The sequence below is a fragment of the Virgisporangium aurantiacum genome, assembly GCF_016863635.1.
Lineage (GTDB): Bacteria > Actinomycetota > Actinomycetes > Mycobacteriales > Micromonosporaceae > Virgisporangium > Virgisporangium aurantiacum.
Genome location: NZ_BOPG01000021.1, coordinates 83609 through 109016, shown reverse-complemented (window position 1 = coordinate 109016; position 25408 = coordinate 83609). Strand labels below are relative to the sequence as shown.

The 25408-nt window shown below is 71.7% G+C and carries 27 protein-coding genes; 13 read left to right on the top strand and 14 right to left on the bottom strand.

The window, feature by feature from the left end; translation table 11 throughout:
- Nucleotides 1-76: 76 nt before the first annotated feature.
- Nucleotides 77-1150, bottom strand: a complete 1074-nt coding sequence (locus Vau01_RS16135) for a substrate-binding domain-containing protein (protein WP_239151618.1) — start codon at nucleotides 1148-1150, stop codon at nucleotides 77-79.
- A 15-nt stretch (nucleotides 1151-1165) separates the two neighbouring features.
- Nucleotides 1166-2146 carry a hydroxyacid dehydrogenase gene (locus Vau01_RS16130; RefSeq protein WP_203992970.1) on the bottom strand — a complete coding sequence of 327 codons (981 nt, stop codon included), beginning with the start codon at nucleotides 2144-2146 and terminating at the stop codon, nucleotides 1166-1168.
- A 213-nt stretch (nucleotides 2147-2359) separates the two neighbouring features.
- On the opposite strand from Vau01_RS16130, the gene Vau01_RS16125 reads away from it, so the two are divergent.
- From Vau01_RS16125 to Vau01_RS16115, 3 genes are read left to right on the top strand one after another with little or no spacing between them, the layout of a single operon-like run.
- A complete protein-coding gene (locus Vau01_RS16125) occupies nucleotides 2360-3799 on the top strand; it encodes an RICIN domain-containing protein (protein WP_203992967.1) in 1440 nt (479 codons plus the stop codon).
- On the top strand, nucleotides 3796-4644 hold the full coding sequence (locus Vau01_RS16120) for a family 43 glycosylhydrolase (protein WP_203992964.1): 849 nt from the start codon (nucleotides 3796-3798) through the stop codon (nucleotides 4642-4644). The genes Vau01_RS16125 and Vau01_RS16120 overlap by 4 nt, the downstream gene beginning before the upstream one ends.
- Nucleotides 4614-6524, top strand: a complete 1911-nt coding sequence (locus Vau01_RS16115) for a DUF2264 domain-containing protein (RefSeq protein WP_203992961.1) — start codon at nucleotides 4614-4616, stop codon at nucleotides 6522-6524. The genes Vau01_RS16120 and Vau01_RS16115 overlap by 31 nt, the downstream gene beginning before the upstream one ends.
- Here Vau01_RS16115 and Vau01_RS16110 read toward each other — a convergent pair.
- Complete coding sequence (locus tag Vau01_RS16110; protein ID WP_203992958.1) at nucleotides 6508-7383, bottom strand: Lrp/AsnC family transcriptional regulator; 876 nt, start codon at nucleotides 7381-7383, stop codon at nucleotides 6508-6510. The two genes, Vau01_RS16115 and Vau01_RS16110, sit on opposite strands and share 17 nt — an antisense overlap.
- Nucleotides 7384-7468: 85 nt before the next feature.
- Between Vau01_RS16110 and Vau01_RS16105 the strand changes: the two genes are divergently transcribed.
- Nucleotides 7469-8302: an NmrA family NAD(P)-binding protein gene (locus Vau01_RS16105; protein WP_203992954.1), complete on the top strand. Its 834-nt coding sequence runs from the start codon at nucleotides 7469-7471 to the stop codon at nucleotides 8300-8302.
- A gap of 50 nt (nucleotides 8303-8352) precedes the next feature.
- Here Vau01_RS16105 and Vau01_RS16100 read toward each other — a convergent pair whose 3' ends face one another.
- Genes Vau01_RS16100 through Vau01_RS16085 form a run of 4 tightly spaced genes read right to left on the bottom strand, consistent with a single transcriptional unit; the run spans nucleotide 8353 to nucleotide 11619 of the window.
- Complete coding sequence (locus Vau01_RS16100) at nucleotides 8353-8526, bottom strand: CsbD family protein (RefSeq protein ID WP_203992951.1); 174 nt, start codon at nucleotides 8524-8526, stop codon at nucleotides 8353-8355.
- Nucleotides 8527-8554: 28 nt separating this feature from the next.
- Nucleotides 8555-9373: a carbohydrate ABC transporter permease gene (locus Vau01_RS16095; RefSeq protein ID WP_203992948.1), complete on the bottom strand. Its 819-nt coding sequence runs from the start codon at nucleotides 9371-9373 to the stop codon at nucleotides 8555-8557.
- 3 nt (nucleotides 9374-9376) lie between these two features.
- Complete coding sequence (locus Vau01_RS16090; protein WP_203992945.1) at nucleotides 9377-10342, bottom strand: carbohydrate ABC transporter permease; 966 nt, start codon at nucleotides 10340-10342, stop codon at nucleotides 9377-9379.
- A complete protein-coding gene (locus Vau01_RS16085; protein ID WP_203992943.1) occupies nucleotides 10342-11619 on the bottom strand; it encodes an ABC transporter substrate-binding protein in 1278 nt (425 codons plus the stop codon). Before Vau01_RS16085 ends, Vau01_RS16090 begins: the two co-directional genes overlap by 1 nt.
- A gap of 161 nt (nucleotides 11620-11780) precedes the next feature.
- On the opposite strand from Vau01_RS16085, the gene Vau01_RS16080 reads away from it, so the two are divergent.
- Nucleotides 11781-13739: a beta-galactosidase gene (locus tag Vau01_RS16080; protein WP_203992940.1), complete on the top strand. Its 1959-nt coding sequence runs from the start codon at nucleotides 11781-11783 to the stop codon at nucleotides 13737-13739.
- On the opposite strand, the gene Vau01_RS16075 is transcribed toward Vau01_RS16080, so the two are convergent.
- Both Vau01_RS16075 and Vau01_RS16070 read right to left on the bottom strand, forming a co-directional pair.
- Nucleotides 13696-14901 carry an ROK family protein gene (locus Vau01_RS16075; RefSeq protein ID WP_239151617.1) on the bottom strand — a complete coding sequence of 402 codons (1206 nt, stop codon included), beginning with the start codon at nucleotides 14899-14901 and terminating at the stop codon, nucleotides 13696-13698. The two genes, Vau01_RS16080 and Vau01_RS16075, sit on opposite strands and share 44 nt — an antisense overlap.
- A 10-nt stretch (nucleotides 14902-14911) precedes the next feature.
- On the bottom strand, nucleotides 14912-16396 hold the full coding sequence (locus Vau01_RS16070) for a hypothetical protein (protein ID WP_203992937.1): 1485 nt from the start codon (nucleotides 16394-16396) through the stop codon (nucleotides 14912-14914).
- 45 nt (nucleotides 16397-16441) lie between these two features.
- Here Vau01_RS16070 and Vau01_RS16065 point away from each other — a divergent pair, with 45 nt between their 5' ends.
- Nucleotides 16442-16729, top strand: a complete 288-nt coding sequence (locus Vau01_RS16065; RefSeq protein WP_203992934.1) for a DUF1905 domain-containing protein — start codon at nucleotides 16442-16444, stop codon at nucleotides 16727-16729.
- 22 nt (nucleotides 16730-16751) lie between these two features.
- Here the strand turns inward: Vau01_RS16065 and Vau01_RS16060 are convergent, their stop codons facing one another.
- Nucleotides 16752-17276, bottom strand: coding sequence for a hypothetical protein (locus tag Vau01_RS16060; RefSeq protein WP_203992931.1), 525 nt, complete (start codon nucleotides 17274-17276; stop codon nucleotides 16752-16754).
- A gap of 92 nt (nucleotides 17277-17368) precedes the next feature.
- Between Vau01_RS16060 and Vau01_RS16055 the strand changes: the two genes are divergently transcribed.
- Entirely contained in the window at nucleotides 17369-18115 is a 747-nt protein-coding gene (locus Vau01_RS16055) for an SAM-dependent methyltransferase (RefSeq protein ID WP_203992929.1), read from the top strand.
- A 4-nt stretch (nucleotides 18116-18119) separates the two neighbouring features.
- Here the strand turns inward: Vau01_RS16055 and Vau01_RS16050 are convergent, their stop codons facing one another.
- Nucleotides 18120-19013, bottom strand: a complete 894-nt coding sequence (locus Vau01_RS16050; RefSeq protein WP_203992927.1) for a PfkB family carbohydrate kinase — start codon at nucleotides 19011-19013, stop codon at nucleotides 18120-18122.
- A gap of 38 nt (nucleotides 19014-19051) precedes the next feature.
- Between Vau01_RS16050 and Vau01_RS16045 the strand changes: the two genes are divergently transcribed.
- From Vau01_RS16045 to Vau01_RS16020, 6 genes are read left to right on the top strand one after another with little or no spacing between them, the layout of a single operon-like run.
- Nucleotides 19052-19906 (top strand): NAD-dependent epimerase/dehydratase family protein, encoded by an 855-nt coding sequence (locus tag Vau01_RS16045; RefSeq protein WP_203992925.1) that lies wholly within the window; start codon nucleotides 19052-19054, stop codon nucleotides 19904-19906.
- Nucleotides 19899-21041: a glycosyltransferase family 4 protein gene (locus Vau01_RS16040; RefSeq protein WP_203992923.1), complete on the top strand. Its 1143-nt coding sequence runs from the start codon at nucleotides 19899-19901 to the stop codon at nucleotides 21039-21041. The genes Vau01_RS16045 and Vau01_RS16040 overlap by 8 nt, the downstream gene beginning before the upstream one ends.
- Before the next feature lie 9 nt (nucleotides 21042-21050).
- Nucleotides 21051-21755 (top strand): hypothetical protein, encoded by a 705-nt coding sequence (locus Vau01_RS16035; RefSeq protein WP_203992921.1) that lies wholly within the window; start codon nucleotides 21051-21053, stop codon nucleotides 21753-21755.
- Entirely contained in the window at nucleotides 21752-22096 is a 345-nt protein-coding gene (locus Vau01_RS16030; RefSeq protein WP_203992919.1) for a hypothetical protein, read from the top strand. Before Vau01_RS16035 ends, Vau01_RS16030 begins: the two co-directional genes overlap by 4 nt.
- Nucleotides 22096-23202 (top strand): glycosyltransferase family 4 protein, encoded by a 1107-nt coding sequence (locus tag Vau01_RS16025; RefSeq protein WP_203992917.1) that lies wholly within the window; start codon nucleotides 22096-22098, stop codon nucleotides 23200-23202. The genes Vau01_RS16030 and Vau01_RS16025 overlap by 1 nt, the downstream gene beginning before the upstream one ends.
- The gene (locus Vau01_RS16020; RefSeq protein WP_203992914.1) at nucleotides 23199-24008 is read left to right on the top strand and encodes a hypothetical protein; all 810 of its coding nucleotides are present in this window, start codon (nucleotides 23199-23201) and stop codon (nucleotides 24006-24008) included. The genes Vau01_RS16025 and Vau01_RS16020 overlap by 4 nt, the downstream gene beginning before the upstream one ends.
- 4 nt (nucleotides 24009-24012) lie before the next feature.
- On the opposite strand, the gene Vau01_RS16015 is transcribed toward Vau01_RS16020, so the two are convergent.
- The 3 genes from Vau01_RS16015 to Vau01_RS16005 form a co-directional block, all read right to left on the bottom strand.
- Complete coding sequence (locus Vau01_RS16015; RefSeq protein WP_203992911.1) at nucleotides 24013-24186, bottom strand: hypothetical protein; 174 nt, start codon at nucleotides 24184-24186, stop codon at nucleotides 24013-24015.
- A gap of 99 nt (nucleotides 24187-24285) precedes the next feature.
- Nucleotides 24286-24774, bottom strand: coding sequence for a hypothetical protein (locus Vau01_RS16010; RefSeq protein ID WP_203992908.1), 489 nt, complete (start codon nucleotides 24772-24774; stop codon nucleotides 24286-24288).
- Nucleotides 24771-25325: a CDP-alcohol phosphatidyltransferase family protein gene (locus Vau01_RS16005; protein ID WP_203992905.1), complete on the bottom strand. Its 555-nt coding sequence runs from the start codon at nucleotides 25323-25325 to the stop codon at nucleotides 24771-24773. The genes Vau01_RS16010 and Vau01_RS16005 overlap by 4 nt, the downstream gene beginning before the upstream one ends.
- Nucleotides 25326-25408: the final 83 nt, after the last annotated feature.

Genomic DNA, 25408 nt, shown 5'->3' with positions numbered 1-25408 from the left:
AGTTACCCCCGTGACTCGATGGACCGTGGGCTACACACTCACGTAAAAAATCGTTCCATGTCAATACGTCGATCAGTTATCGAGCCCGATGGGGGATCGAGGAGCCGCGGATCATCAGCTCCGGGGTGACGAGCACGCGCTGCGCCGGGCGGCGGTTGCCCTCGATCAACCGCGACACCATCAGCTCGACGGCGACCCGGCCGACGTGGCTCTTCGGCGGACGCACGGCGGTGAGCGCCGGCTCGGCCAGGTGCGCCACCTCGTCGTCGTACGACACGAGGGCCAGGTCGTCGGGGACGTCGATGCCGCGCTCGTGGCAGAACTGGGCCACCGACATCGCGTCCGGGTCGCTGTGGACGATCAGCGCGGTGGTGCCGGACGCGCGGCAACGGTCCACAATGGACCCGATGATCGCGCGGTGGCCGGGCACGTCGAGCCCGACCGACTCGCGCACCACCAGATCGGCCGGCACGCCGAGGTCTTTACAGGCGAGTTCCCAGCCGGTCGCGAGGTGTTCCGACGTGGGGCTGCCGCGCGAGAGCACCAGCCCCATCCGCCGGTGCCCGTGCTGGTGCAGGTGCCGCACGGCCATCTCGATGCCGAGCGCGTGGTCGCTGCGCACCCATTCCAGGTGCCGCCGGGTGACCGTCCACCGTGGCGCCTGCCGCTCGACGAGCACCGTCGGAACGGGCAGGTCCGCGATCCAGCCGGCGAGTTCCCCGTCCTCCGTGACGCTCGGCGCGAGCAGCAACCCCTGTACCTGGCCGGCGTCGATGAGCCGGGTGATCTGGCGCCGGTCCTCGTCGGGGTCGTAGCTCGATCCGCGCAACTGGATGTGCACGCCCAGCGCGCCCGCGGCGGCCCGCGCCCCGGTGACGATCGGCGGCCAGTAGTAGTCCAGCGACGGCACCACCATCCCGATCGTGAACCGGGTCGGCGCCACGGTGGGCCGGCGCGGCGGCGCCAGGCGGGTCGGCAGGGTCGCGCCGCCGTGCACCTTGGTGAGCAGGTTGCGCTCGGCGAGCGCGGTGAGGTCGCGCCGCACGGTGAGTTCGCTGACGCCGAGCAGCGGCGCGAGGTCACGGACGCGCACGGCGCCGAGGCGGCGCAGTTCCTCCATCAGTCGTTGCTGGCGCTGGACGTGGAACACCCGGCCCCCAAGTGGTTAGGCGCTGAGGCTGAGTGTCTCCGGGGTCACCGCGAACCGCAACGGTTGCGCGGCCCGCCACCGGGCGATCTCGTCGAGGGTCGAGTCGGTCAGCCGCAGGATCTCCGAGCCCAGCGACCCGGCCAGGTGCGGTGTGATCATCACGTTCGGCAGGGCCCGCAACGGATGATCGGCCGGCAACGGCTCGGGCTCGCTCACGTCGAGGATCGCGAACAGCCGGCCGGCGCGGCACTCGTCGACCAGCGCGGCGGTGTCGAGGAGGCTGCCCCGCGCCGTGTTGACGACCGTCGCGTGGTCGGGCAGCAGCGCGAGTTCCCGGGCGCCGATCATGCCCCGCGTGCCGGCGGTCTCGGGGGCGTGCAGCGTCAGGACGTCGCTCTCCCGGAGCAGCGTTTTCAAGGGGACGAGCGTGGCGCCGGCCCGGGCGACCTCCGCGGCGTCGGCGTAGGGGTCCGCGACGAGGCGCCGCACGGGGTGCAGGCAGTCGAGCAGGCGCACGACGCGGCGGCCGATCCGGGAGAAGCCGACGATGCCGATGGTCCGATTGTGGTTCGACAGGTCGCCGAACCCGGCGTGGTGGCCCCATCCCTCGTGGGTGGCCGCGAGGAACGGCGCCTTCTTGCCGGCGAAGATGATCGCGGCGAGCGTGAACTCGGCGACCGGGATCGCGTTGGCGTCGGCGGCGCTGGTCACCGGGATCCCGCGCCGCCACAGGTCGTCGGTCACCAGCGCGCGCACGCTGCCGGCGGCGTGGAAGACGGCGCGCAGTCGCGGTGCCGCGTCGAGGCGGTCGGCGGTCAGCGGCGGCGCGCCCCACGACGTCACCAGGATCTCGGCGCGGGCCAGGTGCGCGCGGGCGGCGGGGGAGTCGAGGTCGTCGGTCCAGGCCGGCGTCACCAGGCCGCGCAACCGCTCCGTACGGGACGCGTCGAAGTGCGCGCGGTACGTCGCGGGGTCCATCACCAGGAGCGCGTCCATTCGCACAGGTCTAGACCGGCCAGGGGGCCGCCGCTATCACCCGAACAGAGTCGAAGCGATTCGAACGGGCTCGAAACCCTGAACGGTTCCGTCGTCTCTCTCGGCGACAAATCAGCTGCTTTCAGTTCGGATCGATTCGAGTCTGTTCGTGCGCTTTACGCAACGTCGCGGAAACGTTGCACTCATGTCTGTCGATGTGCTGGGAGGTCTGCCATGCGGTTGCTGTCGATCCTGTGCTCCGCGCTGCTCGCCGGGGCCGCGGTTCTGGTCGGTGCGCCGGCGGCGGTGGCCGCTCCGCTGACCGTCACCAACGGCACCCAGTTCCGTGACGTCTCCGGCAACGCCGTGCACGCCCACGGCGGCGGGGTGCTCAAGGTCGGCTCGTACTACTACTGGTTCGGCGAGAACCGCAACGCCAACAACACGTTCCGGGCGGTCTCCGCCTACCGGTCCACCGACCTGGTCTCGTGGGAGTTCCGGGGTGACGTGCTGACGCAGTCGTCGGCGTCCGAACTGAACGTCGCCAACATCGAGCGGCCGAAGGTCATCTACAACGCCTCCACCGGACGTTACGTGATGTGGATGCACAAGGAGAACGGCTCGGACTACGGCGAGGCACGGGCGGCCGTCGCGTCGTCGTCCACTGTGGACGGTGCGTACACCTGGCACGGCAGTTTCCGGCCGCTCGGCCACATGTCCCGGGACATCACGCTGTTCACTGATAGCGGCACAGGCAACGGGACCGCGTACATGATCTCGGCCGCCAACGAGAACTACGACCTCCACATCTACCGGCTCTCGTCGGACTACCTGACGGTGTCGACGCTCGTCGGCAACTTCTGGCCCGGCGGGCACCGCGAGGCACCGGCGATGTTCAAGCGGGGCAGCACCTACTTCCTGCTCACGTCCGCCGCCACGGGGTGGAACCCGAACCAGGCCCGCTACGCCACGGCGTCGAGCATCTCGGGCCCGTGGACCGGATGGACCAACGTCGGCGACGGCACCACGTTCAGCTCGCAGCCCACGTTCGTGCTGCCGGTGCAGGGCTCCCAGACGACGAGCTACCTGTACCTCGGCGACCGCTGGGCGGGCGCGTGGGGCGGCCCGGTCAACGACTCGCAGTACGTGTGGCTGCCGATCAGCTTCCCGTCGGCCACCAGCATGAGCATGAGCTGGTACCCGCAGGTGACCATCGACGCGGCGGCCGGCACGGTGACCGGCGGCGGATCCGCGACGTACTACCGGGTCACCGCGCGGCACAGCGGCAAGGTGATGGACGTGGTGAGCTCGTCGACCGCGAACAACGCCGAGATCAAGCAGTGGACGTGGAACGGCGGCGCCAACCAGAAGTGGACGTTCCAGGACGCCGGTGGCGGCTACGTCCGCATCGTGAACTCCAACAGCGGCCGCTGCGTCGACGTGGCGGGTTCGTCCACAGCGGACGGTGCGAACGTCATCCAGTACACCTGCGGCGGCGGCACCAACCAGCAGTTCCAACTGGTCACCGTGGGCAGCTACTTCCAGTTGCGGGCGCGGCACAGCGGCAAGTGCCTCGACGTGGTCAGCGCCGGAACCGGTGACGGCACCGACATCTCGCAGTACCCGTGCAACACCGCCAGCACCAACCAGCAGTGGAGCAGGACTCAGTCATGAAACGATTTCTCACCGTCGCGCTGCTCGCCGTCACCGCATTGGTGGTTTCGCCGGCGGCGGCCCGGGCCGCCGGACCGTTCGTCTACCCGACCTTCAAGGGCGACGGCGCGGCCGACCAGGAGCTGTGGATCTACCAGTCGACCAACGCGACGAGCTTCAGCGTGCTCGCCGACACCAACTACCGCGGCCCGACCGGCGTGCTCCGCGACCCGAGCATCGTCAGGTACAACAACCGTTACTACATCGCGTACACGGTGCAGTCGTGGACCACGAACTCGTCGTACTTCAACATCGCGACGAGCACGAACCTCACGTCGTGGACGCACGTGGCGAGCGTTCCGTCGGGCATCGCGAACACGCGGTTCACCTGGGCGCCCGAGTTCTTCGTGGAGGGTTCGATGGTGCGCATCATCGCGAACGTCGCGCAGACCACGTGTTCCAACTGCTTCCGCCCGTACGTGTACACGGCGCAGAACTCGGCCCTCACGTCGTGGAGCGGGCCGGCGCAGATGTGGGGTCTCGGCACCAACCACATCGACGCGTTCCTGGTAAAGGTCGGCAGCACGTACCACGCATTCGTCAAGGACGAGACGTCGAAGTACATCGAACACTGGACCACCACCGCCGGCCTCACCGCCGGTTGGGTGCAGGTGGCGCAGCTGTTCGCGGCCGGGCACGAGGGCCCGTCGGTGCTGCGGATGGACGACGGCACCTGGCGCATCTACATCGACCGCTACACCAACGGTGGCATCTGGACCGCGACCAGCCGTGACCTCTACACGTGGTCCGGATTGAGCGCGGTAGCGTGCTCGGGATGCAGACATGGGACGGTCGCGCGGGCGTGACGCCTGATCGCGGGTTGTCGCCCTACACCGGGTGGACACGGGCGCACTGGGAGGCGGTCGCCGACCGCACGCTCGCCGCGGTGCGCCCGTACGCGTCGCCGGCGCACGCGCTGATCGCCCCGCCGGGACCGGTCAGCGCGTCGGGAAAGCAGAGCGACGGTCTGGAGGGGTTCGCGCGGACGTTCCTCACCGCCGGGTTCCGGCTCGCGCAGTCGAACGACGGCGGTCTCGCCGGCTGGTACGCCGAGGGCCTGGCCGCCGGCACCGATCCGCACTCGCCCGAGCGGTGGCCCCGGATGACCGAGGTGAACCAGGCGAAGGTCGAGGCGGCGTCGATCGCGTTGGCGCTGCACGAGTCCCGGCACGTGCTGTGGGACGCGCTCGACGACGGCGTCCGCGCCCGCCTGGTCGACTGGCTCGCCGACGTGATCGGCCAGCCGTACCCGCAGTGCAACTGGCTCTGGTTCCAGAACGTCGTGCTGGCGTTCCTGCGTTCGGTCGGCGGGCCGACGTCCGACGGGGAACTCGAACGGAACCTGGCCACGCTCGACTCGTGGTACATCGCCGACGGCTGGTACACCGACGGTGTCGAGGGACGCGCGACCGCCCGCAAGTTCGACTGGTACGCCGGCTGGGCGATGAACTTCTATCCGCTGTGGTACTGCCGGATGACCGGCGCGTCGAGCGCGACCCATCGCGACCGGCTGCGGGCGTATCTGGAACAGGCGCAGCACCTGTACGCGCCCGACGGCCCACCACTGCACCAGGGACGCTCGATGACCTACCGGTACGCCGCGCTGGCGCCGGTGTGGGCCGGTGCGGTGTTCGACACCGGTCCGCTGTCACCGGGCCGCACGCGGCGGCTGGCGAGCGGGGTTTTGAAGCACTTCGCCGCCCGGACCCCGGAGCCGCAACCGATCGGGTGGTACGGGGAGTTCGACCCGATCCGGCAGCCGTACAGCGGAGCGGGCTCGCCGTACTGGTCCGGCAAGGCGTTCGCCGGGCTGGTGCTGCCGGCCGACCATCCCGTGTGGACAGACGTCGAGGAGCCGCTCGCGGTGGAGGAGAGCGACGTCGCCGTCACGCTGCCGGTGCCGGGCTGGCTGGTGTCGGCGACGCGCGCCGACGGCGTCGTGCGGGTGGTGAACCACGGCGCCGACCACGCCGCCGACGAGACCCTCGCCACCGACGTCCCCGGCTACTCCCGCCACGCGTACAGCACCCACACGGGGCCCTGGTACGACGGGTCCCTTGTGGACGGTCACGTCGCGCTGATCGACGCCGCGGGGAACGCGTCGCACCGCCGGCCGTTGCGGCCGGTGGGGATCCGTGGCCGGGTCGCGGTGTCGCGGCACCGCGCGCACTGGCCGGTCGGGGAACCGCCGGCGGTCACATGGCCGCCGCGCCAGCCGGAGTTCCGCGCCGGTCCGTGGGTCACCACGGCATCGGTGCTGCGCGGCGCCGTCGAGGTGCGCCTGGTGCGCGTCGACGGCTCGCTCGACGGTGAGCCGTTCACCCTCCGCATCGGCGGCCACGCGATCGCCGCCGCCGAGCCACCACCGACCACTGTGGACGGTGCGACCGCGCGTGTCCGCCGCCCGGACGGCCTGACCGCATTCGTGACCGGCATACAGAACCTACCGGTGGCAGGCGTCGTCGCACGCGACGGCGTCGACGCGTTCGGCGTCCACTCGGCCGTGCCCTACGTCACGACGGCGGAACCCGTGCGCTCCGGCCACGTGTACGCCGCTGCGTGCGTCCTCTATGGAGGGTCGGACGAACCGCGCCTTCCCGACGTGACCGCAACCCCCGATGGCGCCGTGGTGGTGAACTGGCCGGATGGCGCCGAGGACGCGGTGGACCTCACGCCGGAACGCTGAACCGCTTGACCGTGCGCAGGACGGGCGCGGTCTGCAGCGTGTCCACGCCGGGCACCGCGGCGACGCGCTCGGTGAGGTAGCGGTAGAGGCTCGCCGGGCCGGGGCAGGCGACCTGGGCGACGATGTTGGTCGGCCCGGTGGTGACCGCGGCGAAGGTCACCTCGGTGTGCGTGTTCAACGCGGCAACGGCGGGAGCGAGCGCGGCCGGCCGGGCCGACATCCACAGCCGCGCCTCGGCGTGCTGCCCGAGCGCCGCGGCGGGAACCTCGACCTCGTACCGCAGCACGCCCGCCCGCTCCAGGTACCGCATCCGCCGGGTGACGGTCGACTGCGACCACCCGGTAGCGGACGCGAGGCGCGTGTAGGGCGCGCGACCGTCGCGGGCGAGGACGTCGAGCAGGCGGCGGTCGGTGTCGTCGAGGTCGACGCCGGCGTCGGAGTCGGAGTTCGACAGCAGCTCGTGCGCGCTGACGTCGAGCACGCCGCGGCTGCGCGGCAGCTTGTCGATGAGCAGCTCGTCGGGGTCGACCGGCTGGGTGTTGCAGGCGATCTCGGTGCCGCCGGACAGCAGGTACACCCAGAACGTGTCGGCGCGCCGGGCCAGCGCGGCGGCGATCGGCGCGGCCACCTCGGGCGTGCACCGGATCCGCACGGTCCACGACCGGCGCCCGAGCCGCACGCCGTCGACGACGCCGACGACCCGCACCGCCCCGGCGGCCCGCAGCCGCCGGTAACGCCGGGCGACCGTGTGCTCCGAGACACCCAGCGCCCCGGCCAGGGCGCTGAACGGCGCGCGTCCGTCGCGTCGGAGCACGTGCACGAGAGCATGATCGTCAGGGCTGAGCACGACGGATTCCATCACCGATGATCCTAGCCAGTCGGATTCCGTCGCGAAGGGGCGATCGACTAGCTCACCGGAGCCGGCCCGACCACGCTACGGACCCATGACGACAACAGTGGTGGTGACCGGCGCGACCGGTCGGGTGGGGCGGCACGTGGTGGCCGGCCTGCGGGCGGCGGGCGCGGACGTCCGGGCGCTCTCACGGCGTCCGAAAGGAGGCCACGTCACGGGCGACCTGGCCGATCCGGAATCGCTGGACAGCGCCTGCGCGGGCGCCGACGCGGCGTACCTGATGTGGCCGTTCTTCGGCGCCGACGCCGCCCCCGCGGTGGTGGCGGCGATCGCACGGCACGCGAAGCGGATCGTTCTGCTGTCGTCCGGATCGGTCGACGGCGGCGTCCCGGGAGCGGAGCCGATCGCCCGTTTCCACGCGGAGGTGGAGCGCGCCGTCGAGGTCGGGGCGCCGTCGTGGACGGTCCTCCGCCCGGCCGGGTTCGCCGCGAACACCCTCGACTGGGCACCCTCGATCCGGGAGGACGGCGTCGTGCGCGGCGCTTTCCCGGACGCGGCGGGCGCGTGGATCCACGAGAAGGACATCGCGGCCGTCGCGGTGAAGGCCCTTCTCGCGGACGGACACCGCGGCCGGCACTATGCGCTCACCGGCCCGGAGGTGCTGACCATGGCCGAACAGGCGCACATCATCGGCGCCGTGACCGGCCGGCCGGTGCGTTGGCAGAAGCAGTCGGAGGACGACGCCCGGGCCGGGTTGACCGCCGAGGGCTGGCCGGCCACCTACGCCGACGTCGCGCTGCGCGTCCAGGAGCAGTTGACGCGGGCGCGCCCCGCGACCACGGCGACCGTCGCCGACATCACCGGCCGCCGACCGCGCACCTTCCGCGAGTGGGCGGGCGACCACGCCGCGGCTTTCCTCCCATGAAAACGGCCGGTTGCCGCCCGTGGGGGCGGCAACCGGCCGAAAGCGCGACCTCAGTTGCGGAAGACATCCTTGATCTTCTCGCCGGCCTTCTTGACGCTGGCCTTGGCCTGATCGGTCTTGCCCTCGGTTTCGAGCTGCTCGTCGTCGGTGGCGCGGCCGACGCCTTCCTTCACCTTGCCGGAAAGGTCTTCAGCAGCATTGTCAATCTTGTCATCGGTAGCCATGCGGTCCGAATACCCGGTGCGGGAGGTGTCAACCCTTGATGCCGGTCATCATCACACCGCGGACGATGTAGCGCTGCGCCAGCAGGAACACCACCGCGAGCGGGATCACCGACACCACGGCGCTCGCGAACAGGGCGGGCAGGTTGATCGTCTGTGACGTGAGGTTGGTCGACATGGCCACCTGGACGGTCCAGTAGGCCGGGTCCTGGCCGATCACCAGCGGCCACAGGAACGAGTTCCAGTGCTCGATGAACGCCAGCACACCGAGGGCCGCCAGCAGGCCGCCGGAGTTCGGGAGGGCCAGCCGCAGGTACACGCCGAGGGGGCCGAGGCCGTCGACGCGTCCGGCGTCCTCGACCTCCTGCGGGAAGCGGAGGTAGAACGCGCGGAACAGCAGCACCGCGAACGCGTTGAAGAGCCCGGGGACGATCAGGCCCCACAACGTGTTCACCCCGCCCATCGAGCCGACCACGACGAACGTCGGCACGAACGTGGCCGCGCCGGGCACCATCATGGTCGCGATGACGAAGACGAACACCGGCTTCGCCAGCGGGATGCGGATGCGGGCGAGCGCGTAGCCGGCCATCGACGCCAGCAGCGTCGACACCGGTGCCGACACCACCGCCACGATCGTGGAGTTCACCAGCGCGCGCCCCAGCGGCACGCTGCTGTTCTCGAACGCGTCGGTGAAGCCCTGGAACGACATCTCCGACGGCCACCACGACCATTCCAGCGCGCCGAGCTCGGCCTGGGTCATCAAGGCGTTGCGCAGCAACAGGTAGAACGGGAAGAGGAACGGGATCGCGAACACGACGGCCGCGAGGTAGGAGCCGTACCGTTTCGTCATTCGTCAGTCCCCCTTCCCGAAGCCGACGACGCGGCTCTGCAGCAGCGTCACCGTCACGATCAGCAGCGTCACCACGAACGCGCCGGCCGAGCCGACGCCGTAGTTCTGCTGCCCGAGCGCCATGTCGTAGAGGTAGACCAGCGGCGGCCGGCCGTCGGGGCCCGGCCCGCCGGCGAGGCCGGTGCTGAGCAGGTTGTAGAACTCGTCGAACGCCTGAAAGGCATTGATGACGAGCAGCAGCGTCACCGCCACCGACGTGTTGCGCAGCAACGGGAACGTGATGTGCTTGAACAGCCTCCACTCGCCGCTCGCGCCGTCGACGCGGGCCGCCTCGTACAGTTCACCGGGGATGTCCTGGATGCCGGCCAGGAACAGGATCATGTAGAGGCCCACCTGGAGCCAGAGCCGCACGGTCACCAGCACCACCCAGTACAGCGGCGGGTCGACGGTGGCGATCCACGCGGTGGGCTCCTGCCCGAACAGCCCGGCGAGCGAGTTCGCCGCGCTCGACGGCACGCCGCTGAAGAGGCTCATCTTCCACACCAGCGAGGCGACCACGTAGGACACCGCCGCCGGGAGGAAGAACGTGGTGCGGAAGAACGCCTTCCCGCGTCGTAACCGGTTCACCAGCACGGCCAGGCCGAGCGCGATGACGAACGTCAGGGGCACGATGACGATCGTGAACACCACGATCATCACGAGCGACTTCCGGAACTGCGGGTCGTCGAACAGCGTCCGGTAGTTGGCGAGCCCGACCCACGTTCCCAGCCCGATGGTGCCGCGGGCCTGGCTGAAGCTCAGCAGCAGGCCCCAGCCCATCGCGACGTACTTGAAGACCAGCAGACCGACCACGAGCGGCGCGGTCAGCAGGACGAACGCCCACCAGGCCTGGCGGTCGGCCCGGCCCTTACGCCGCCGGGCCGGTGCCGGGGTATCCACAGTGGACGGTGGAGCGGTGCGGAGAGCCATCACACGTTGGGGAGCGCGTCGAGCGCCGTCTGCGAGCGCTGCTGCGCGCCGGTCAGCGTCGACATCGCGTCGGCGTCCTTCTTGATGATGTCCGACGCGGCGTCGTCGTACGGCTTGGAGACGGCCGGCGCCCACAACGCGTTGGTGCGGGTGCCGTGCTTGCCGAGCAGGTCGACGACCTTCTTCGCGACGCCCGACTGCAACGGCTCGGCCGCGGCCGCGAGCGACGCGCGCGGCGGCACGTGGAACCCGTACGACAGCGCCCAGTCCTTCTGGACGTCGTTGTTCTGCAACCACAGGTACTGCACGTACTTCTTGGCCGCGTCGATGTTCTTCGACTTGCCGTTCACCACCTGCGACCAGCCGCCGAGGATCACCACCGGCTTGCCGCCCGCGCCGTGCGCCGGCCAGGGGATCACGTCGAAGTCGTCCTTCAGCTCCTTCTGCATCTGCGGCAGGGCCCACAGACCGCCCCACACGATCGCGGCGGCGCCGGTGATGAGCGCGCCCGGGTCGTACCACTCGGTGGTGTAGCCGAGCAGCATCGACTTGTCGGTGAACATCTTCCGGGCCTCGGTGAACGCGCTCGCGATCTCCGGCGTCGCGTAGGTGACCTTCCGGTCGGTGAGAACGGTCTGCCCGACCGAGAACGGCAACAGGTTGCGCATGCCGGCGAGGCCGTCGTTGCCGACGAAGATGCCCTTGGTCTTGTCCTTCGTGAGCGCCTTCGCCGCGGCGACCAGTTCGGTGAGCGACGTCGGCGGCGCGACGCCGGCCGCGCTCAACAGGCTCTTGCGGTAGAACAGCAGCATCACATCGATGATCATCGGGACGCCGTACGCCTTGCCGCTGTGCGTCAGCGGGCTCAGCGCGAACGTGTTCAGCTCGCTCTTCGCCGACCCGACGATGTCGTCGAGCACCGCGACCTGTTGCTGCTGCACCATGTCGGGCGTGACCTCGTTGATCTCGTAGACGTCGGGACCCTCGGGCGTGAGGACCGACGACTGCCACTTCGTCTTGTAGTCGCCGGGTACCCAGGTGACCTTCACGGCCACGTCGGGGTTGGCCTTGGTGTAGTCGGCGGCGTACTTCATCGCGGCGTCGCGCGTGCCCTGCTCGCCGTACTCGTGGTACCAGTGGTTCAGCGTGACCTTCGCGTCGCCGGAACCGGAGCCGGTGGGATCGGTGGTACAGGCGGTCAACGCGGCGGGGACGACGGCTCCGCCGGCGAACAGTAGTGAGGTTCCCAGGAATCGACGGCGGGAAATATCGTTCATCACTCGGACGCCCTTCGACGGGGGTGGCGCATCGATTGGTCTGAACGTTGCGGGGTGGTGGAGTGAGGCGAGCGTAGGTTTCCGCCACCCCTTCGTCAAGGCCTAAGAATAAGTCGTGTATACCCGTTGACGGCGACTCGTCCGGTATGGAACATCGCCGCATGGCCTTCGATATCGCCGGTGTGCCCGGCTTCGCGTACGGCGGCGACTACAGCGCGGAGCAGTGGCCCGAGGAGGTCTGGGCCGACGACGTGCGCCTCATGAAGGCGGCCGGCGTCAACCTCGTCACCGTCGGGGTGTTCGCCTGGGCGATGCTGGAGACGGCGCCCGGCCGGTACGAGTTCGGCTGGCTCGACCGCCTGATGGACCAGCTCGCGGCGCACGGCGTCGCCGTCGATCTGGCCACCGCGACCGCCTCGCCGCCGCCGTGGTTCAGCCACGCGAATCCCGACTCGCTGCCGGTCGAAGCCGACGGCAACCGCCTCTGGTACGGCAGCCGCCAGACGTTCTGCCCGAGCTCACCCGCGTACCGGAGCGCGGCCGGCGCGCTCGTCGAAGAGCTTGCGAACCGCTACGCCGGCCACCCGGCCCTCGCGATGTGGCACGTCAACAACGAGTACGGCTGCCACGTCGCGCGGTGCTGGTGCGACACGTCGGCGGCGGCCTTCCGCTCCTGGCTCGTCCGGAAATATACGACGCTCGATGCGCTCAACACCGCGTGGGGAACCGCGTTCTGGTCCCAGCGGTACACCGCGTGGGACCAGGTGATCCCGCCCCGGCGCACCCCGAGCTTCCCGAACCCCACCCAACTGCTGGACTTCTACCGCTTCTCCTCCGACGAACTGCTCGCCTGCTTCCGCGCGGAGCGCGACGCGATCCGCCGCCACAGCACGGGCATCCCGATCACGACGAACTTCCTCCTGGACCGGTGGGGCGTCGACTTCTGGTCGTGGGCGGGCGAGGTCGACCTGGTGTCGATGGACCACTACCTCCTGGGGGAGAGCGAAGACCCTTACGCGGGCCTCGCGTTCGTCGCCGATCTCGCCCGGTCGCTCGCCGGCGGCCGGCCGTGGGCGTTGATGGAGCACGCGACCAGCGCCGTCAACTGGCAGCCGCGCAACCTCGCCAAGCCGCCCGGCCAGTTGCGCCGCGACTCGCTGGGGCACGTGGCCCGCGGCGCCGACGCGGTGCTCTACTTCCAGTGGCGCGCCTCGCGGGCCGGCGCCGAGAAGTGGCACTCGGGCATGGTGCCGCACGCCGGAACCGAGACGAAGGTGTGGCGCGAGGTGGTCGGGCTGGGCGCCGACCTCGCCGGCCTGTCGGAGGTGGCCGGCAGCGAGGTGGTCGTCGACGCCGCGATCCTGCTGGACTGGGCGAGCATCTGGGCGCAGGCGCACCCGAGCCAGCCGAGCGTCGACCTCGATCCGGTGCGGATCACGGAGCAGTGGCACGCGGCGTTGCGCGCCGCGACCGTCACCTGTGATTTCGCCCCGCCGGGCGGCGACCTCGCGCGGTACAGGCTGATCCTGGTGCCGGCGCTGCACCTGGTGTCGGACGCCGACGCCGCGAACCTGGTGTCCTATGTGGACGGTGGCGGCACCGTCCTCATCGGACCGTACAGCGGCGTGGTCGACGAGCACGACCACATCCGGCTGAACGGGTACGGCGTCTGGAGCGACCTGCTCGGCGTGCGCGTCGAGGAGTTCTTCCCGCTGCCCGACGGCCGGCGCGTCGCGCTCAGCGACGGCACGAGCGGCCGCGTCTGGACCGAACTCGCCACCGCGAAGACGGCCGACGTCCTCGTCACCTACGCCGACGGTCCGCTGGCGGGCGCGCCCGCGCTCACCCGGCGGGGCACCGCCTACTACCTCACCACCCACCTCGACGACGCCGCGCTCCGCGTTCTGCTGGAACGGATCGCGCGCGCGGCCGGCGTGGAACCGGTGCTGTGCGACCCGCCCCGGTGGGTGGAGGCGGTGAAGCGCCGCCACGCCGACGGTCGCGAGTGGACGTTCGTCGCCAACGACGGCGAGGTTCCGGTGGACGTCCTGGGCACCGTCCTGAACCCCGGCGCCCTCACGATCTCAACGGGGTTCGCAGCGCGCTCAGATAGCGCTTGAGCGCGAACGTCGCCGCGCCCAGGCTCACCGGGTTGCCGGCCAGCGCGCTCAGCGTGATGTCGGTGGCGGCCCGCGGGCGGCGCAACGCGTGGCGGTCGACCACCGCGCGCACCTCGGCGAGCAGCGGCCCGCCCAACTGGGCGGCCACCCAGCTGCTCAACACGATCACCTCGGGGTTGACGAGGTTGATGAGGTCGGCGACCGCGACACCGAGGTACCGCGCGGTCTCGGTGACCACCTTCACCGCCACCGGGTCGCCCCCGGCGACGCCGCGGGCGAGCGCCGCGATCGTCGCGGTCTGGTCGTCGGGGTGCAGCATCGGGCTCGTCGGCGCCATGTCCCGCAGGTTCTGCATGATGCCGGGCGCGCCCACGTACGTCTCGACGCAGCCGCGGCTGCCGCAGTGGCAGAGCCGTCCGTCGACGACCAGCGTCGTGTGGCCCCACTCGCCGGCGCTGTTGGTGGCGCCGCGGTAGAGCTCGCCGCCGAACGCGAGGCCGGCGCCCACGCCGGTGCCGAGGTTCACCACCACCACGTCCTGCCGGCCGCGTCCGGCGCCGAACCACAGCTCGGCCACCAGGCATGCGCGCAACGGGTTGTCGAGGTACAGCGGCAGGTTCAGCTCGCCGGCCAGCAACGTCCGCAGGGGCACGTCGTGCCAGTTCCAGTTCGGCGCGAACACGGAGACGCCGCCGTCGGTGTCGACCTGGCCCGGCACGCTGATGCCGACGCCCAGCACCCGGGCCGGATCGACGTTCGCGGCCTCGAAACTGGAAACGATGTGCCGCACCACCTGCTCCGGCCGGTTCTCCTCCGGATGCAACTCCTCCTCGACGCTCGCGAGCACGGTCAACGCCGGGTCGAACACCTCGACGTGCACGTACGTCTCGGCCACGTCGATGCCGACCAACCGCCCGCCGTCGGGGTTGATCGAGACCAGCGCGCGCGGCCGCCCGCCGTTGGAGTCCTGGTAACCGACCTCGACCAGCAGCCCGAGGTCGAGCAGTTCGCCGACGAGGTTCGCCGCCGTCGCGAGACTCAACCCGGTGTCGGTCGCGATCTGCTGGCGCGACACCGACCGGGACTCGCCCCGGGCGGCCACGATGTGCCGCAGTACCTCGAACCGGTTCGCGACCCGGATGTCCCTGGACGTACGCCTCACGGAGGAAACTCTAGCCCTTCGACGAAGTCTCCAGAAAGGCGCGCGCCTCGGCGAGGAACCGGGGATGGGCGTCGCCGTAGGCCCACGCCGTGGTGCCGACGGCCTCGAGCGCGGCCGCCAGCGGGTCGGGCCGGGCCGCGGCGAGCACCGCCGGGAAGGCGAGCGCCTGCTGCGACCAGTTCGGCCGGCCGTCCGGTGCCCGGACCGTGGTCCGCGGGGTCCGTGGGTCCGTCAACAATCTGTTGAACGCGGTGGCGTCGTCGGTGAACGGCAGCGGTTCGTCGTTGTCGACGGCGGCCAGCGCCGCGACGATCCAGTCGACGGTGTCCAACCCGGCCACGGCGCACGCCCGCCGGGCCGCCCACCGGGCCACCGCGCGCTGCCGGTCCGACGTCGTGGCGGCGATCGCCTCGGCCAGGTCGGGGTCGAGGCTCCAGAGTTGGTGGGTGTTCGCCGCGAGCGAGCGGATCCGGGGTGACGGCATGCGCCCACCCCACCGCCGCACTTCCGACGCCTCCCGGCGGCGCCGGGTCTCCGCCGCGCGTCGGGCGGCTGCCGCCGCGGCCGCGGCGAACACCGGCTCCCACGGGTGTCCCGGCTCGGTGCCGGTGCGGGCGAGCAGGTAGTCCCACACCAGGCCGAGCGGAACGGCGTCCTCTGCTCTTACGCCGCGGTGGACGAGGCCGTCGGCGGAAATCTCCACAGTGGACGGTTCGCGGTCGGGAACCTCCACAGTGGACCCGGGCCGCGTCGTCCACCGCACCGTCGCCGTGAATCCGCCCGGCGGTGCGGCTCCGGGCCGGAACCGGAGTTCGGCGTCGCCGACCGGCAGCACGAGGTCGTCGCCGTCGGGCGTGAGTCCGAACCGGCGGATGTCGACGTGTGCGGCCGCCCGCCTGATCTCGACCCGCGGGTACCGCCACTCGGGTTCGCGGGACATCCGGCGCAGCCGGGCGTCGGTCGCCGGCGGGTTGGCGGCGGCCAGCAGGTGTTCCAGCGCCCAGATCGCCGGGTTCCGGTGGGGGTCCGCGCTGAACCCGTACAGGTCGTCCTCGATGGTGGTGAGCGCGGGCGCGACCGTCACCGGCCAGGCGAACACCTCGTACTCCTCGGGGTGCGCCGGGTCCTCCGGCTCGTCCTCGGACCGCCTGTTGCGCGCGTGCACCCGGATCCGCACCAGCCCGGCCTGGATCGGCAGCCCGCGGAACGCCTCCGGGTAGTGCCCCATCGGCCCGCCGACCGACAGCCGGCCCCGGTCGCAGAACAGCGTGGCCTCGCTCGCGGCGTCCCAACCGTCGAGCGGACCCGGGCGGCCGAGCGTCACCCGAACCCGGACCGGCGCGGAGTGCGGCCCGGTGAGCACCGTGAGCGTGTCGGCGCCGGTGAGCTGCACCAGCCGGTCGCCGACGCTGTACAGCGACAGGTCGCCGGGTCCGCTCCCGGCGAGGACCAGGAACTGGTGGTGCGACACGTGTATGTGCTCGAACCCCGTCATCGACGGGAAGCATAGTGGGGCGCGAACTTTCCTATGCTGGAAACCATGGAGCTGGAGTTCAGCGGCGAGATGTGGTTCTGGCGGGGGCCGGCGCCGTGGTACTTCGTCACCGTCCCCGAGAAGGAGTGCGCCGCGATCGGGTCGGCGTCGGCGGAGGTGAGCTACGGCTGGGGGATGATCCCGGTGACGGCGCGCATCGGCGGCACCGACTGGCGTACCTCGTTGTGGCCCAAGGACGGCAATTACATCGTTCCGGTGAAGGCGTCGGTGCGGAAGGCGGAGGCCGTCGACGAGGGCGACGTGGTGACGGTCCAACTGACGGTGGACGTGTGACCGCGCCGCCCCCGCTGATCGATCAGGCGCTGGCGTACGGGTTGGTCTCCTGGTCGCCGAAGCGCGTGGTGTCGTACGTGCCGTTGTAGTCCGAGTCGGTCGTCACGGTGTTGTACTGGCCGTCCTCGTCGTTGTCGCGGGCCTGCCAGTCGGTGTCGCCGTCGTAGTTGCGGTCGGCCGCGAAGGTGTCGGCGCGCCCGTCGAAGTCGGTGTCCTCCGCGGTGCGGTCCCACTGGCCGTCGTCGTTGGTGTCGCCGTACGCGACGTCGAACCGGCCGTCGCCGTCGCGGTCGGTGTGCTGCTGGTCGAACCAGCCGTCGCCGTTGGTGTCGACGTTCTGCGACTCGAAGTTGCCGTCGAAGTTGTTGTCGTACGCGCCGGACTCGAGGAGACCGTCGCCGTCGGTGTCGTGACCGACGAAGTCGACCCGCCCGTCGTTGTTCTGGTCGACGTAGACGTTGTACCCGCCGTGACCGTCTGACTCTACGGTGTGGTCGTCCCAGTGGCCATCGCCGTCGGCATCGACGTTGATGTCGTACTCACTCATTCCCTGGACCCCTCATCGGTGGACGTCACGGCACATCTGATCCCACACGATAACCAGATGCTTCCACTCCGGGGCGCCGCTAGGTTCCGTTGATGGATCTGCCCCGCCAGTTCGTGATCCGCGAGCGTCACCACCGCATCCACAATCCGTTCGACGACGCGAAGCTGGCCACCCTCGGTCGCGCCCTGCGCCTGCGGCCCGGCACGGAGATTCTCGACCTGGCCTGCGGCAGCGGCGAGATGCTGTGCACGTGGAGCCGCGACCACGGCGTCACCGGAACCGGCGTCGACATCAGCACCGCCTTCCTCGCGGCGGCCCGGTCCCGCGCCGCGGAACTCGGCGTCGAAGACACGGTGACGCTCGTGCACGCCGACGCCGCCGGCTACGTCGCACCGGCACCGGTCGACGTGGCCGCGTGCATCGGGGCAACCTGGATCGGCGACGGCCTGCCGGGCACACTGGCGCTGCTCGAACGCAGCCTCCGCCCGGGCGGCCTGCTGCTCGTCGGCGAGCCGTTCTGGCGGGCCGACCCGCCCGACCAGGAGGCGGTCGAGGGCTGTCACGCCCGGTCCAGGGACGCGTACCACGACCTGCCCGGCCTGGTGGAATCGTTCGGCGAGCAGGGCTACGACCTGGTGGAGATGGTGCTCGCCGACACCGACAGTTGGGACCGCTACGTCGCCGCCCAGTGGCTCGCCGTGCGCACCTGGCTCGACGACAACCCCGACGACGAGCTGGCCCCCGAACTGCGGGCCGAACTCGACACGGCGCCGCTGAACCACGTCCGCTACCAGCGCCGCTACCTCGGCTGGGGCGTGTTCGCGTTGATGCGCCGCTGACCCGCTACCCCATGAGGCGGCGGACCCGCGCGGCGGAGAGGCCGGCGACCCGGGCGCCGGGTGCGGTCACCGCCAGGGCGCCCGCGGCCACCGCGAACGCGACCGCCCCGGCCAGGTCGGCTCCCCGGTGACGCGCGACCGCCAGGCCGGCCACGAACACGTCGCCGGCCCCGGTGGTGTCGACGACGTCGACCGGGTAGCTCGGCGCGCTGCCCGCGCGTCCACCATCAGGCTCGGCGAAGGCCGCGCCGTCGCCGCCCAGCGTGACCACGACGGCGCAGCCCGTGCGTGCGGCGAGCGCGGCCGGGTCGGCGGTGCCGATGGCGCGGGCCTCGGACTCGTTCACCACCAGGATGTCGACGTCGGCCAGCAGCGCCGCCGGCACGCTGACGGCGGGTGCGGCGTTGACCACCACCAGCGCTCCCGCCGCGCGGGCGGCCAGGACCGCGGCGGCGACCGCGGGCACCGGGACCTCCAGCTGGCAGATCAGCGTGTCGCCGGGGCCGAGGGGGCCGGTCGCCCGCGCGGCGTCGGTGTGGTCGAGGCGGGCGTTCGCACCGGGCGCGACCGCGATGATGTTCTCGCCCTGCCCGTCGACCAGGATCAGCGCGTGCCCGGTGGTGGCGCCGGCGTCGGCGAGCACCCCGGAGACGTCGACGCCCGCCGCGGCCGCCTCCGCGAGCAGGAAGGACCCCTCGGCGTCGGCACCGACCCGCCCCACGAGCCGCACCCGCCCGCCCGCGAGGCCGGCCGCCGCCGCGGCCTGGTTGGCGCCCTTGCCGCCGGGGTAGCGGCGCAGGTCGCCGCCGAGGACCGTCTGGCCGGGCGCGGGCAGCGCGCCGACGGGCAGCACCAGGTCGAGGTTCAGGCTGCCGAAGACCACGAGCTCGCCCGCCACGGCGTCACCGTACCGGCACCGCCGTAGAGTTCGCACCCGTGCGGGTAGTGGTGACGGGCGCGGCCGGCTTCATCGGGAGCCACGTCGCCGAGGCCATGGCCGCCGCCGGCCATGAGGTCGTCGCCGTCGACAGGCCGGGGCGCGCGCCGATCGGGGTCGACCTCGCCGAAGAGGAGCCGCCCGGGCTGGCCGGCGCCGACGTGGTCGTCCACCTGGCCGGGCGGCCCGGTGTGCGGTCCTCGTGGGGCGATGCCGCCACGCACCGTGACAACGTCGAGACCACGCGCCGGCTGCTCGACGCGTGCGCGAAGACGGGCACGCGCGTGATCCTGGCGTCGTCGTCCTCGGTCTACGGGTCCGCGGACCGGCCGTGCGCGGAGGACGACGCGCTGCGTCCCGAGAGCCCCTACGGTCACTCCAAGCGACTCGCGGAAGACCTGGCCCGCGCGGCCCGGGTGCACACCGTCATCCTGCGGTTCTTCTCGGTCTACGGTCCGCGCCAGCGTCCGGACATGGCGTTCCACCGGTTCTTCACGGCCGCGCTGAGCCGCCGGCCGCTGCCGGTGTTCGGCGACGGCAGCCAGTCCCGCGCGTTCACGTTCGTCGACGACGTGGTCGCCGCGACCATGAGTGCCGCCGCCGCCGACCTGCCGTCGGGGATCGCGATCAACGTCGGGCACCCGGTTCCGGTGACGATCGGCGACGCGGCCCGGCGGATCCTCGCGCTCGCCGGTGGGGAGGAACTGTCGGTGACGCACACAGCGCCGGCCCGGGGCGACGTGACCCGCACCTGGGCGGCCACCGAACGGGCCGAACGCCTCCTCGGCTGGACCGCGCGGACCGACCTCGACGAGGGCCTGAAACGCCAACTGGAGTGGCACCGGAATGCATAGAGCGGCGTATATCTCGTTCGACCGGTTCCCGTCCACCAAGGGGTCGGCCGTGCACATCCGGCACATGGCCGGCGAGCTCTTCGACCGCTACGGCGGCGGGCTGCTGTGCGTCCTCGGCGGCGGTGACCTGCCCCGCTACCAGCGCGAAGACAACCTGGAAGTGGTCCGCTTCGACGAGCCGGTGCCGAACCTCATCGACCGGGCCGAGGCGTTCTCCGGGTGGGTCGCCGACCGCCTCGCGCCGCACCGGGACACCCTGGAGGTGTGCCACGTCCGCGACCCGTGGGGCGCGGTGCCGGCGATCGGAACCACCGACGCGAAACTCGTCTACGAGGCGAACGGGCTGCCGTCCATCGAACTGCCGTACGCCTGGCCGAGGGTCGCCCCGTCGACGCTCGACAAGCTGCGCGACATCGAGCGTCACTGCTTTCGACACGCGGCCGCGGTGATCACACCCAGTGCGGTCATCGCGCGCGCGGTCGAGGAGCGGGGGGCGACGAACGTCCACGTCGTCCCGAACGGTGCCGACATCCCGGAAACGACCCCGCCCAGGCCGGACGACGCACCGGACCGGTACCTCGTCTACGTCGGCGCGCTGCAGCCGTGGCAGGGCGTCGACGTGCTGATGCGCGCGTTCACCCGGCTCGCCGACCTCGACGACCTGACGCTCGTCGTCTGCTCGTCGGTGCCCCGGCAGCGGTCCCGCCCGTTGCGCCGGCTCGCCGACCGGCTCGGGATCGCCGACCGGGTGCAGTGGCGGTACACGGTCCCGCATCACCGGGTGGCCGGCTGGCTGGCGCACGCGGCGGTGTCGGTCGCGCCGCTCACGGCGTCACCGAGAAATGTGACCCAGGGCTGCAGCCCGCTCAAGGTGTGGGAGTCGATGGCCGCGGGCGTGCCGGTGGTCGCCTCCGACCTGCCCGCCGTGCGCGAGCTCATCACCGACGGCGAGCACGGCCGCCTCGTGCCGCCCGACCGGCCGGCCGAACTCGCCCGCGCCATCCGGATCGTCCTGGAGTATCCGGAACGGGCGGCCGAACTCGCCGACCGCGCCCGCCGCCGGATCGCCGACAACTTCACGTGGGCGCACGCCCGGGCGCGTCTTGCGGCCGTGTACGACGCCACCGTCGGATAGCGTGCCTGCATGTTCTGGCGGAAGACCCGGGATGCGATCGAGAAGTTCCAGCCCATGCACCAGATGGTCGCGTTCCACCGGGTGCTCTACACCACCCAGGACCGCACCGGCTGGGACGCGATCCTGCACAGCATGCGGGGTCACGACGCGGTCGTGAAACGGTCGAAGTGGTCGTTGCCGCCGCGCACGTTCGGCGTGATCGTCCCGCTGGTGGGCGTGGTGATGCAGGACGTGCCGGGAGCGGGCGCCGTGGCCATCACGGCCGACCTGCGCGGGTCGAGCCTGCCGGAGAAGACCGGGCCGCGGCACCAGCTTCCGGTGCAACGTCCGGTGCGCTCGGCCATGTTGTGGTACGAGGTCGACCCGTGGCTGCGGGTCCGGGCATCGCTGCGCGACGGCAGCACGATCGACGTCTCGGTGGTCGACCGGATCCGCTACCGCCGGGTGCACAAGGTGAACCCGCGGGGGAAGAGCAAGACCAAGACGAAGAAGAAGGAGGTCCAGCTGATCCGGGTGACGAGGGCGCTGCCGAAGGGCGTGGCCGGGGTCCGTCCGGCGACGCGGCCGCCGTCGTGGATGCGCGTGAAAATGCGTCCGGGACGCCGTGCGCAGTTGACCGTCACCGGACGGCTGGACCGGATACCCGGCGGGGAGCACCAGGTGCATTTCATCCTGTCCGTGATGGCCGAGACGTTCCGGTGGACCACCCCATGACGCCGTGCACGGTCACCACAGGATTCTTCGTGCTGCGCCGGTGCGGGCGGCCGCCGGTCGCCGGGTGCCCGTCCTGCGGCCGTCCCATCTGCGCGATCCACGTCGCCGAGCAGGGCCTCTGTCCCGACTGCGCGGCGCAGCGCGGGTTCTTCGGCAACCCGCAGGCGGGGTCGTCGCACCACCGGCGCGGCTTCCGCTCGGCCAGCGCCGGCGACTTCGGCGACGCGAGCATGTTCACGATCCTCAACTCGTTCGACCGCGCGCCGTTCGACCCGGACTCCGGCGACGAGACCGATTACGACGCCGACGGCGGCGGCGACGACAGCCTGGTTGACAGCTGATGCGGCTGCTGTGGGTCACCGAGAACTACCCGCCCAGCCGGGGCGGCATGGCCCAGTCGTGCGACCGGATCGTGCGCGGCCTGCGCGCCGCGGGCGTCGAGGTGGACGTCGCACACCTGAGCCGCCGTCCGGTTCCGTTCTCGGTGGGCGACGAGCTCGGCGGGCGGTTGGTCACGGTGCCGCTGGGGGAGGACCCCGAGCACGCCCTCCGTCTACTGTGGACCGTCTTGACCCGGTCCTACACGCACGTGGTCGCGTTCGGCGGCACGTACCCGTTGCTCGCCGCGCCGGTGTACGCCGCGTGGGCGGGCGCGCCGCTCGTCACCCTGTTGCGCGGCAACGACTTCGACACCGGGATGTTCTCGGTGCGGCGGCAGGCGCTGGTGCTGGCCGCGCTGCGGGCGTCGGCGCGGGTGTGCGTGGTGGCCGGGAGCACGGCGCCGCTGGTGTCGGCGGTGGCGCCGGGCGTGCCGGTCACGGTGGTGGGCAACAGCATCGACCGCGGCGGCTGGGAGGTGCTGCCGTCGGAGCGGCAGAAGGCGGCGGCGTGGCGGGCGGAGAACGTCGGCTCCGGTCTCCGCACGGTCGGCCTCATCGGACAGCTGAAGAACAAGAAGGGCGTCCGGTTCCTGCTCGACGCCGTACTGGCCGGCGGGCACGCCGAGCGGCTGCACTTCGTGCTGGCCGGTGAGGTGGAGCCGTCCGTTTCCGATTGGCTGGGCGGGCAGGAGCGCATCCGGTACAGCACGTTCCCGTTCCTGGACCGGTACGAGCTGCTCACCGTCTACGCCGCCTGCGATGTGGTGGCGCTGCCCTCGTTCTACGACGGGCTGCCCAACGTGGCCCTGGAGGCGGCCGCGCTCGGCATCCCGCTGCTGGCCTCCGACGCGGGCGGGCTGGCCGACCTCGTCGACGACCGCATCGGCTTCCGCTTCGCGGCGGGCGACGCTGCGGGGTGCCGGGCCGCCGTGCACCGGGCCGCACTGTCCACGTCGGACGAACTGGCCGCCCTCGGCGCCGCCGCGGCCGAGCGGGTGCGCACGGATTACCACCCGCGGCGGGAGGTCGACGGGTACCTGCGGGTGCTCGCGTCGACGGCGACGTGATCGCCTGTTATGCCGCCGGCGGTGGGCTCGGGCATCTCACCCGCGTGCGGGCGTTCCTGCACGCGATGCGCCCCGGCCGCGACGCGGTCATCCTCACGTCGTCGCCGCACGCCGGCGACCCGCGCGTCGTGGGTCCACACAGGACGGTGAAGGTGCCGCCCGGCGCCTCGTACCTCACCGCGCTGGCCGAGCTCGCCCCGACCGAACTGATCGTCGACGCCTTCCCCGGCGGCCTGTACGGCGAACTCACGCCGTCGGCGCTGCCGGCGTCCATCCGGACGACGACCCACCTGGCGCGGCTGCTCCAGTGGACGCGCTACCGCGCCGTCGCCACCCGCCCGCTCCCGCGCTACGACCAGACGTGGACGGTGGAGCCGCTCACCGGCGAGCACCACGCCGACCTCGCCGCGGTGTCGACCGCGATGGCGCCGCTCGACCTCGTCGATCCCCGGCCCGCCGACGTGCCCGCGCTCGACGGGGACGCCTGGCTGATCGTCCACTCCGGACCGGCCGCCGAGGTGGCCGAGCTGATCGCCTACGCCGAGGAGACCGCTGCGGCCGAGGGCCTGCCGCCGTCGTCCCGGCGGCTCGTGCTCGTGGCACCACCCGGCATCGAGGATCCGCGGGTGCGCCGGCTGGACGTGTATCCGGCGTGGCCGCTGTTCGCCCGCGCGTCCCGGATAATCACCGCGGCGGGCTGCAACGCGGTGCGCCAGGCCGCCCCCTGGCGCGATCGCCATCGCATGATCCCGTTCCCGCGGCTCTTCGACGACCAGTTCACCCGGGCGGCGCGAGCCCGGCGCTGACCTGTCAACGGTTTGGAATGATCCATTCGTCATCCGCAAGATCGGACAGATCGGCCGGGCGAAGGCCCATCAACGCCGCCGCGTCGTCGTGCGACAGCACGATGATGTCGCCGTCCGGCGGCCCGTCGCGCACCGCGTATCCGCTGGCGGTGACGCCGACCAGCTCGGCCCGCGGCACCGGCGGACCCGGTTCGGGGCGGCAGTTCATGACACCCATGGTGCACCTTGCGACTACGCAAACGTATGCCCAATTCACCCAGCGGGACGGGCAGCGGGTTCACAGGAGGCCGGGGATCGACGCGACCGCGAGGAAGCGGATCGCGCGGCCGGCCAGGCAGCACAGCGCGAACACCAGCGCCGGTACCCGGGTGCGGGCCGCGTGCACCGACACCGCGAGCAGCGGCGGCACCCCCGTGACCGCGCTGAGGAGCACCGTCGGCACGACCAGGGTCGGGCGGTCGAGCAGCGCGGTCAACCGGCGCAGCCGGGCGCGGAGGCGGCCGGGCCCGGCGGGGGAGCGCCGCGAGTACCGGGCGGCCAGCCGGGACGCCCATCCCCGTACCGTTCCGGACCGGAGGGTGGCCCTCGTGGCCAGGAAGATCACCAGTTTGCCGGTGGTCTGGCCCGCGGCCGCCGCGATGCCCACGGCCACCATCGGCTGCCCGCCCGCGGCGAGGGCGACCAGGTACGGCTCGACCGGTGTCACGGGCACGAACGCCGACAACGCGGCCACGGCGAATGCGGACAACACCGCCTCCGGCGTCATGCCGGGTCCGCGGGGAGGCGGGCGACCGTCCACAGGGAAAACCCTTTGAGGACCGCGATGAGCGCCGCGAACGCCGCCGGCCAGATCGGCGACGGGGTGACCAGGATCAACCCGACGACACCGGCCGTGTTGACGGACTTGGCCGGTGGGGACCAGTTCCACCGGTACACCCCCCGGTGTACCGCGCCGAAGTAGTTCGGGCCCAGCACCGGCCAGCGGAGGAACGACAGGCTCAGCATGCAGTCGATCACCATGAACTGCAGCAGGAAGATCGCGAGCGGCAGCCACGCGTCGGGACGCAGGACCAGGAGCGCCGACGCGCAGAGTGCGGTGCAGGCCCGGTCGGCGACGATGTCGGCCACCGCGCCGACCCGCGTCTCCTGGTTCAGCCGTCGGGCGGCGAAGCCGTCGAGGACGTCGCCCACCCAGTAGGTCAGGAACGCGGCGGTCGTCGCGACGGCGCCCGGTCGGGTGATCGCGTAGGTCGCGAGGATCACCGCGGCGACCGTCCGGATCGCGGTGATGAGGTTGGGCACCGTGCGCAGGTCCATGTGGGCACCGTGACCGGCCGGCGGCGGGCGCCGCATCGGCGTCGTGACCTGAGACGAATGACGTAGGCAGCCACCTGCGACGA

Bases quoted from the DNA above. Each gene is read 5' to 3' on its own strand.
- Vau01_RS16130 (WP_203992970.1), bottom strand. From the start codon at position 2,146: ATGGACGCGCTCCTGGTGATGGACCCCGCGACGTACCGCGCGCACTTC.
- Vau01_RS16125 (WP_203992967.1), top strand. From the start codon at position 2,360: ATGCGGTTGCTGTCGATCCTGTGCTCCGCGCTGCTCGCCGGGGCCGCG.
- Vau01_RS16120 (WP_203992964.1), top strand. From the start codon at position 3,796: ATGAAACGATTTCTCACCGTCGCGCTGCTCGCCGTCACCGCATTGGTG.
- Vau01_RS16115 (WP_203992961.1), top strand. From the start codon at position 4,614: ATGCAGACATGGGACGGTCGCGCGGGCGTGACGCCTGATCGCGGGTTG.
- Vau01_RS16110 (WP_203992958.1), bottom strand. From the start codon at position 7,383: ATGGAATCCGTCGTGCTCAGCCCTGACGATCATGCTCTCGTGCACGTG.
- Vau01_RS16105 (WP_203992954.1), top strand. From the start codon at position 7,469: ATGACGACAACAGTGGTGGTGACCGGCGCGACCGGTCGGGTGGGGCGG.
- Vau01_RS16100 (WP_203992951.1), bottom strand. From the start codon at position 8,526: ATGGCTACCGATGACAAGATTGACAATGCTGCTGAAGACCTTTCCGGC.
- Vau01_RS16095 (WP_203992948.1), bottom strand. From the start codon at position 9,373: ATGACGAAACGGTACGGCTCCTACCTCGCGGCCGTCGTGTTCGCGATC.
- Vau01_RS16090 (WP_203992945.1), bottom strand. From the start codon at position 10,342: ATGGCTCTCCGCACCGCTCCACCGTCCACTGTGGATACCCCGGCACCG.
- Vau01_RS16085 (WP_203992943.1), bottom strand. From the start codon at position 11,619: ATGAACGATATTTCCCGCCGTCGATTCCTGGGAACCTCACTACTGTTC.
- Vau01_RS16080 (WP_203992940.1), top strand. From the start codon at position 11,781: ATGGCCTTCGATATCGCCGGTGTGCCCGGCTTCGCGTACGGCGGCGAC.
- Vau01_RS16070 (WP_203992937.1), bottom strand. From the start codon at position 16,396: ATGACGGGGTTCGAGCACATACACGTGTCGCACCACCAGTTCCTGGTC.
- Vau01_RS16065 (WP_203992934.1), top strand. From the start codon at position 16,442: ATGGAGCTGGAGTTCAGCGGCGAGATGTGGTTCTGGCGGGGGCCGGCG.
- Vau01_RS16060 (WP_203992931.1), bottom strand. From the start codon at position 17,276: ATGAGTGAGTACGACATCAACGTCGATGCCGACGGCGATGGCCACTGG.
- Vau01_RS16055 (WP_203992929.1), top strand. From the start codon at position 17,369: ATGGATCTGCCCCGCCAGTTCGTGATCCGCGAGCGTCACCACCGCATC.
- Vau01_RS16040 (WP_203992923.1), top strand. From the start codon at position 19,899: ATGCATAGAGCGGCGTATATCTCGTTCGACCGGTTCCCGTCCACCAAG.
- Vau01_RS16035 (WP_203992921.1), top strand. From the start codon at position 21,051: ATGTTCTGGCGGAAGACCCGGGATGCGATCGAGAAGTTCCAGCCCATG.
- Vau01_RS16030 (WP_203992919.1), top strand. From the start codon at position 21,752: ATGACGCCGTGCACGGTCACCACAGGATTCTTCGTGCTGCGCCGGTGC.
- Vau01_RS16025 (WP_203992917.1), top strand. From the start codon at position 22,096: ATGCGGCTGCTGTGGGTCACCGAGAACTACCCGCCCAGCCGGGGCGGC.
- Vau01_RS16010 (WP_203992908.1), bottom strand. From the start codon at position 24,774: ATGACGCCGGAGGCGGTGTTGTCCGCATTCGCCGTGGCCGCGTTGTCG.
- Vau01_RS16005 (WP_203992905.1), bottom strand. From the start codon at position 25,325: ATGGACCTGCGCACGGTGCCCAACCTCATCACCGCGATCCGGACGGTC.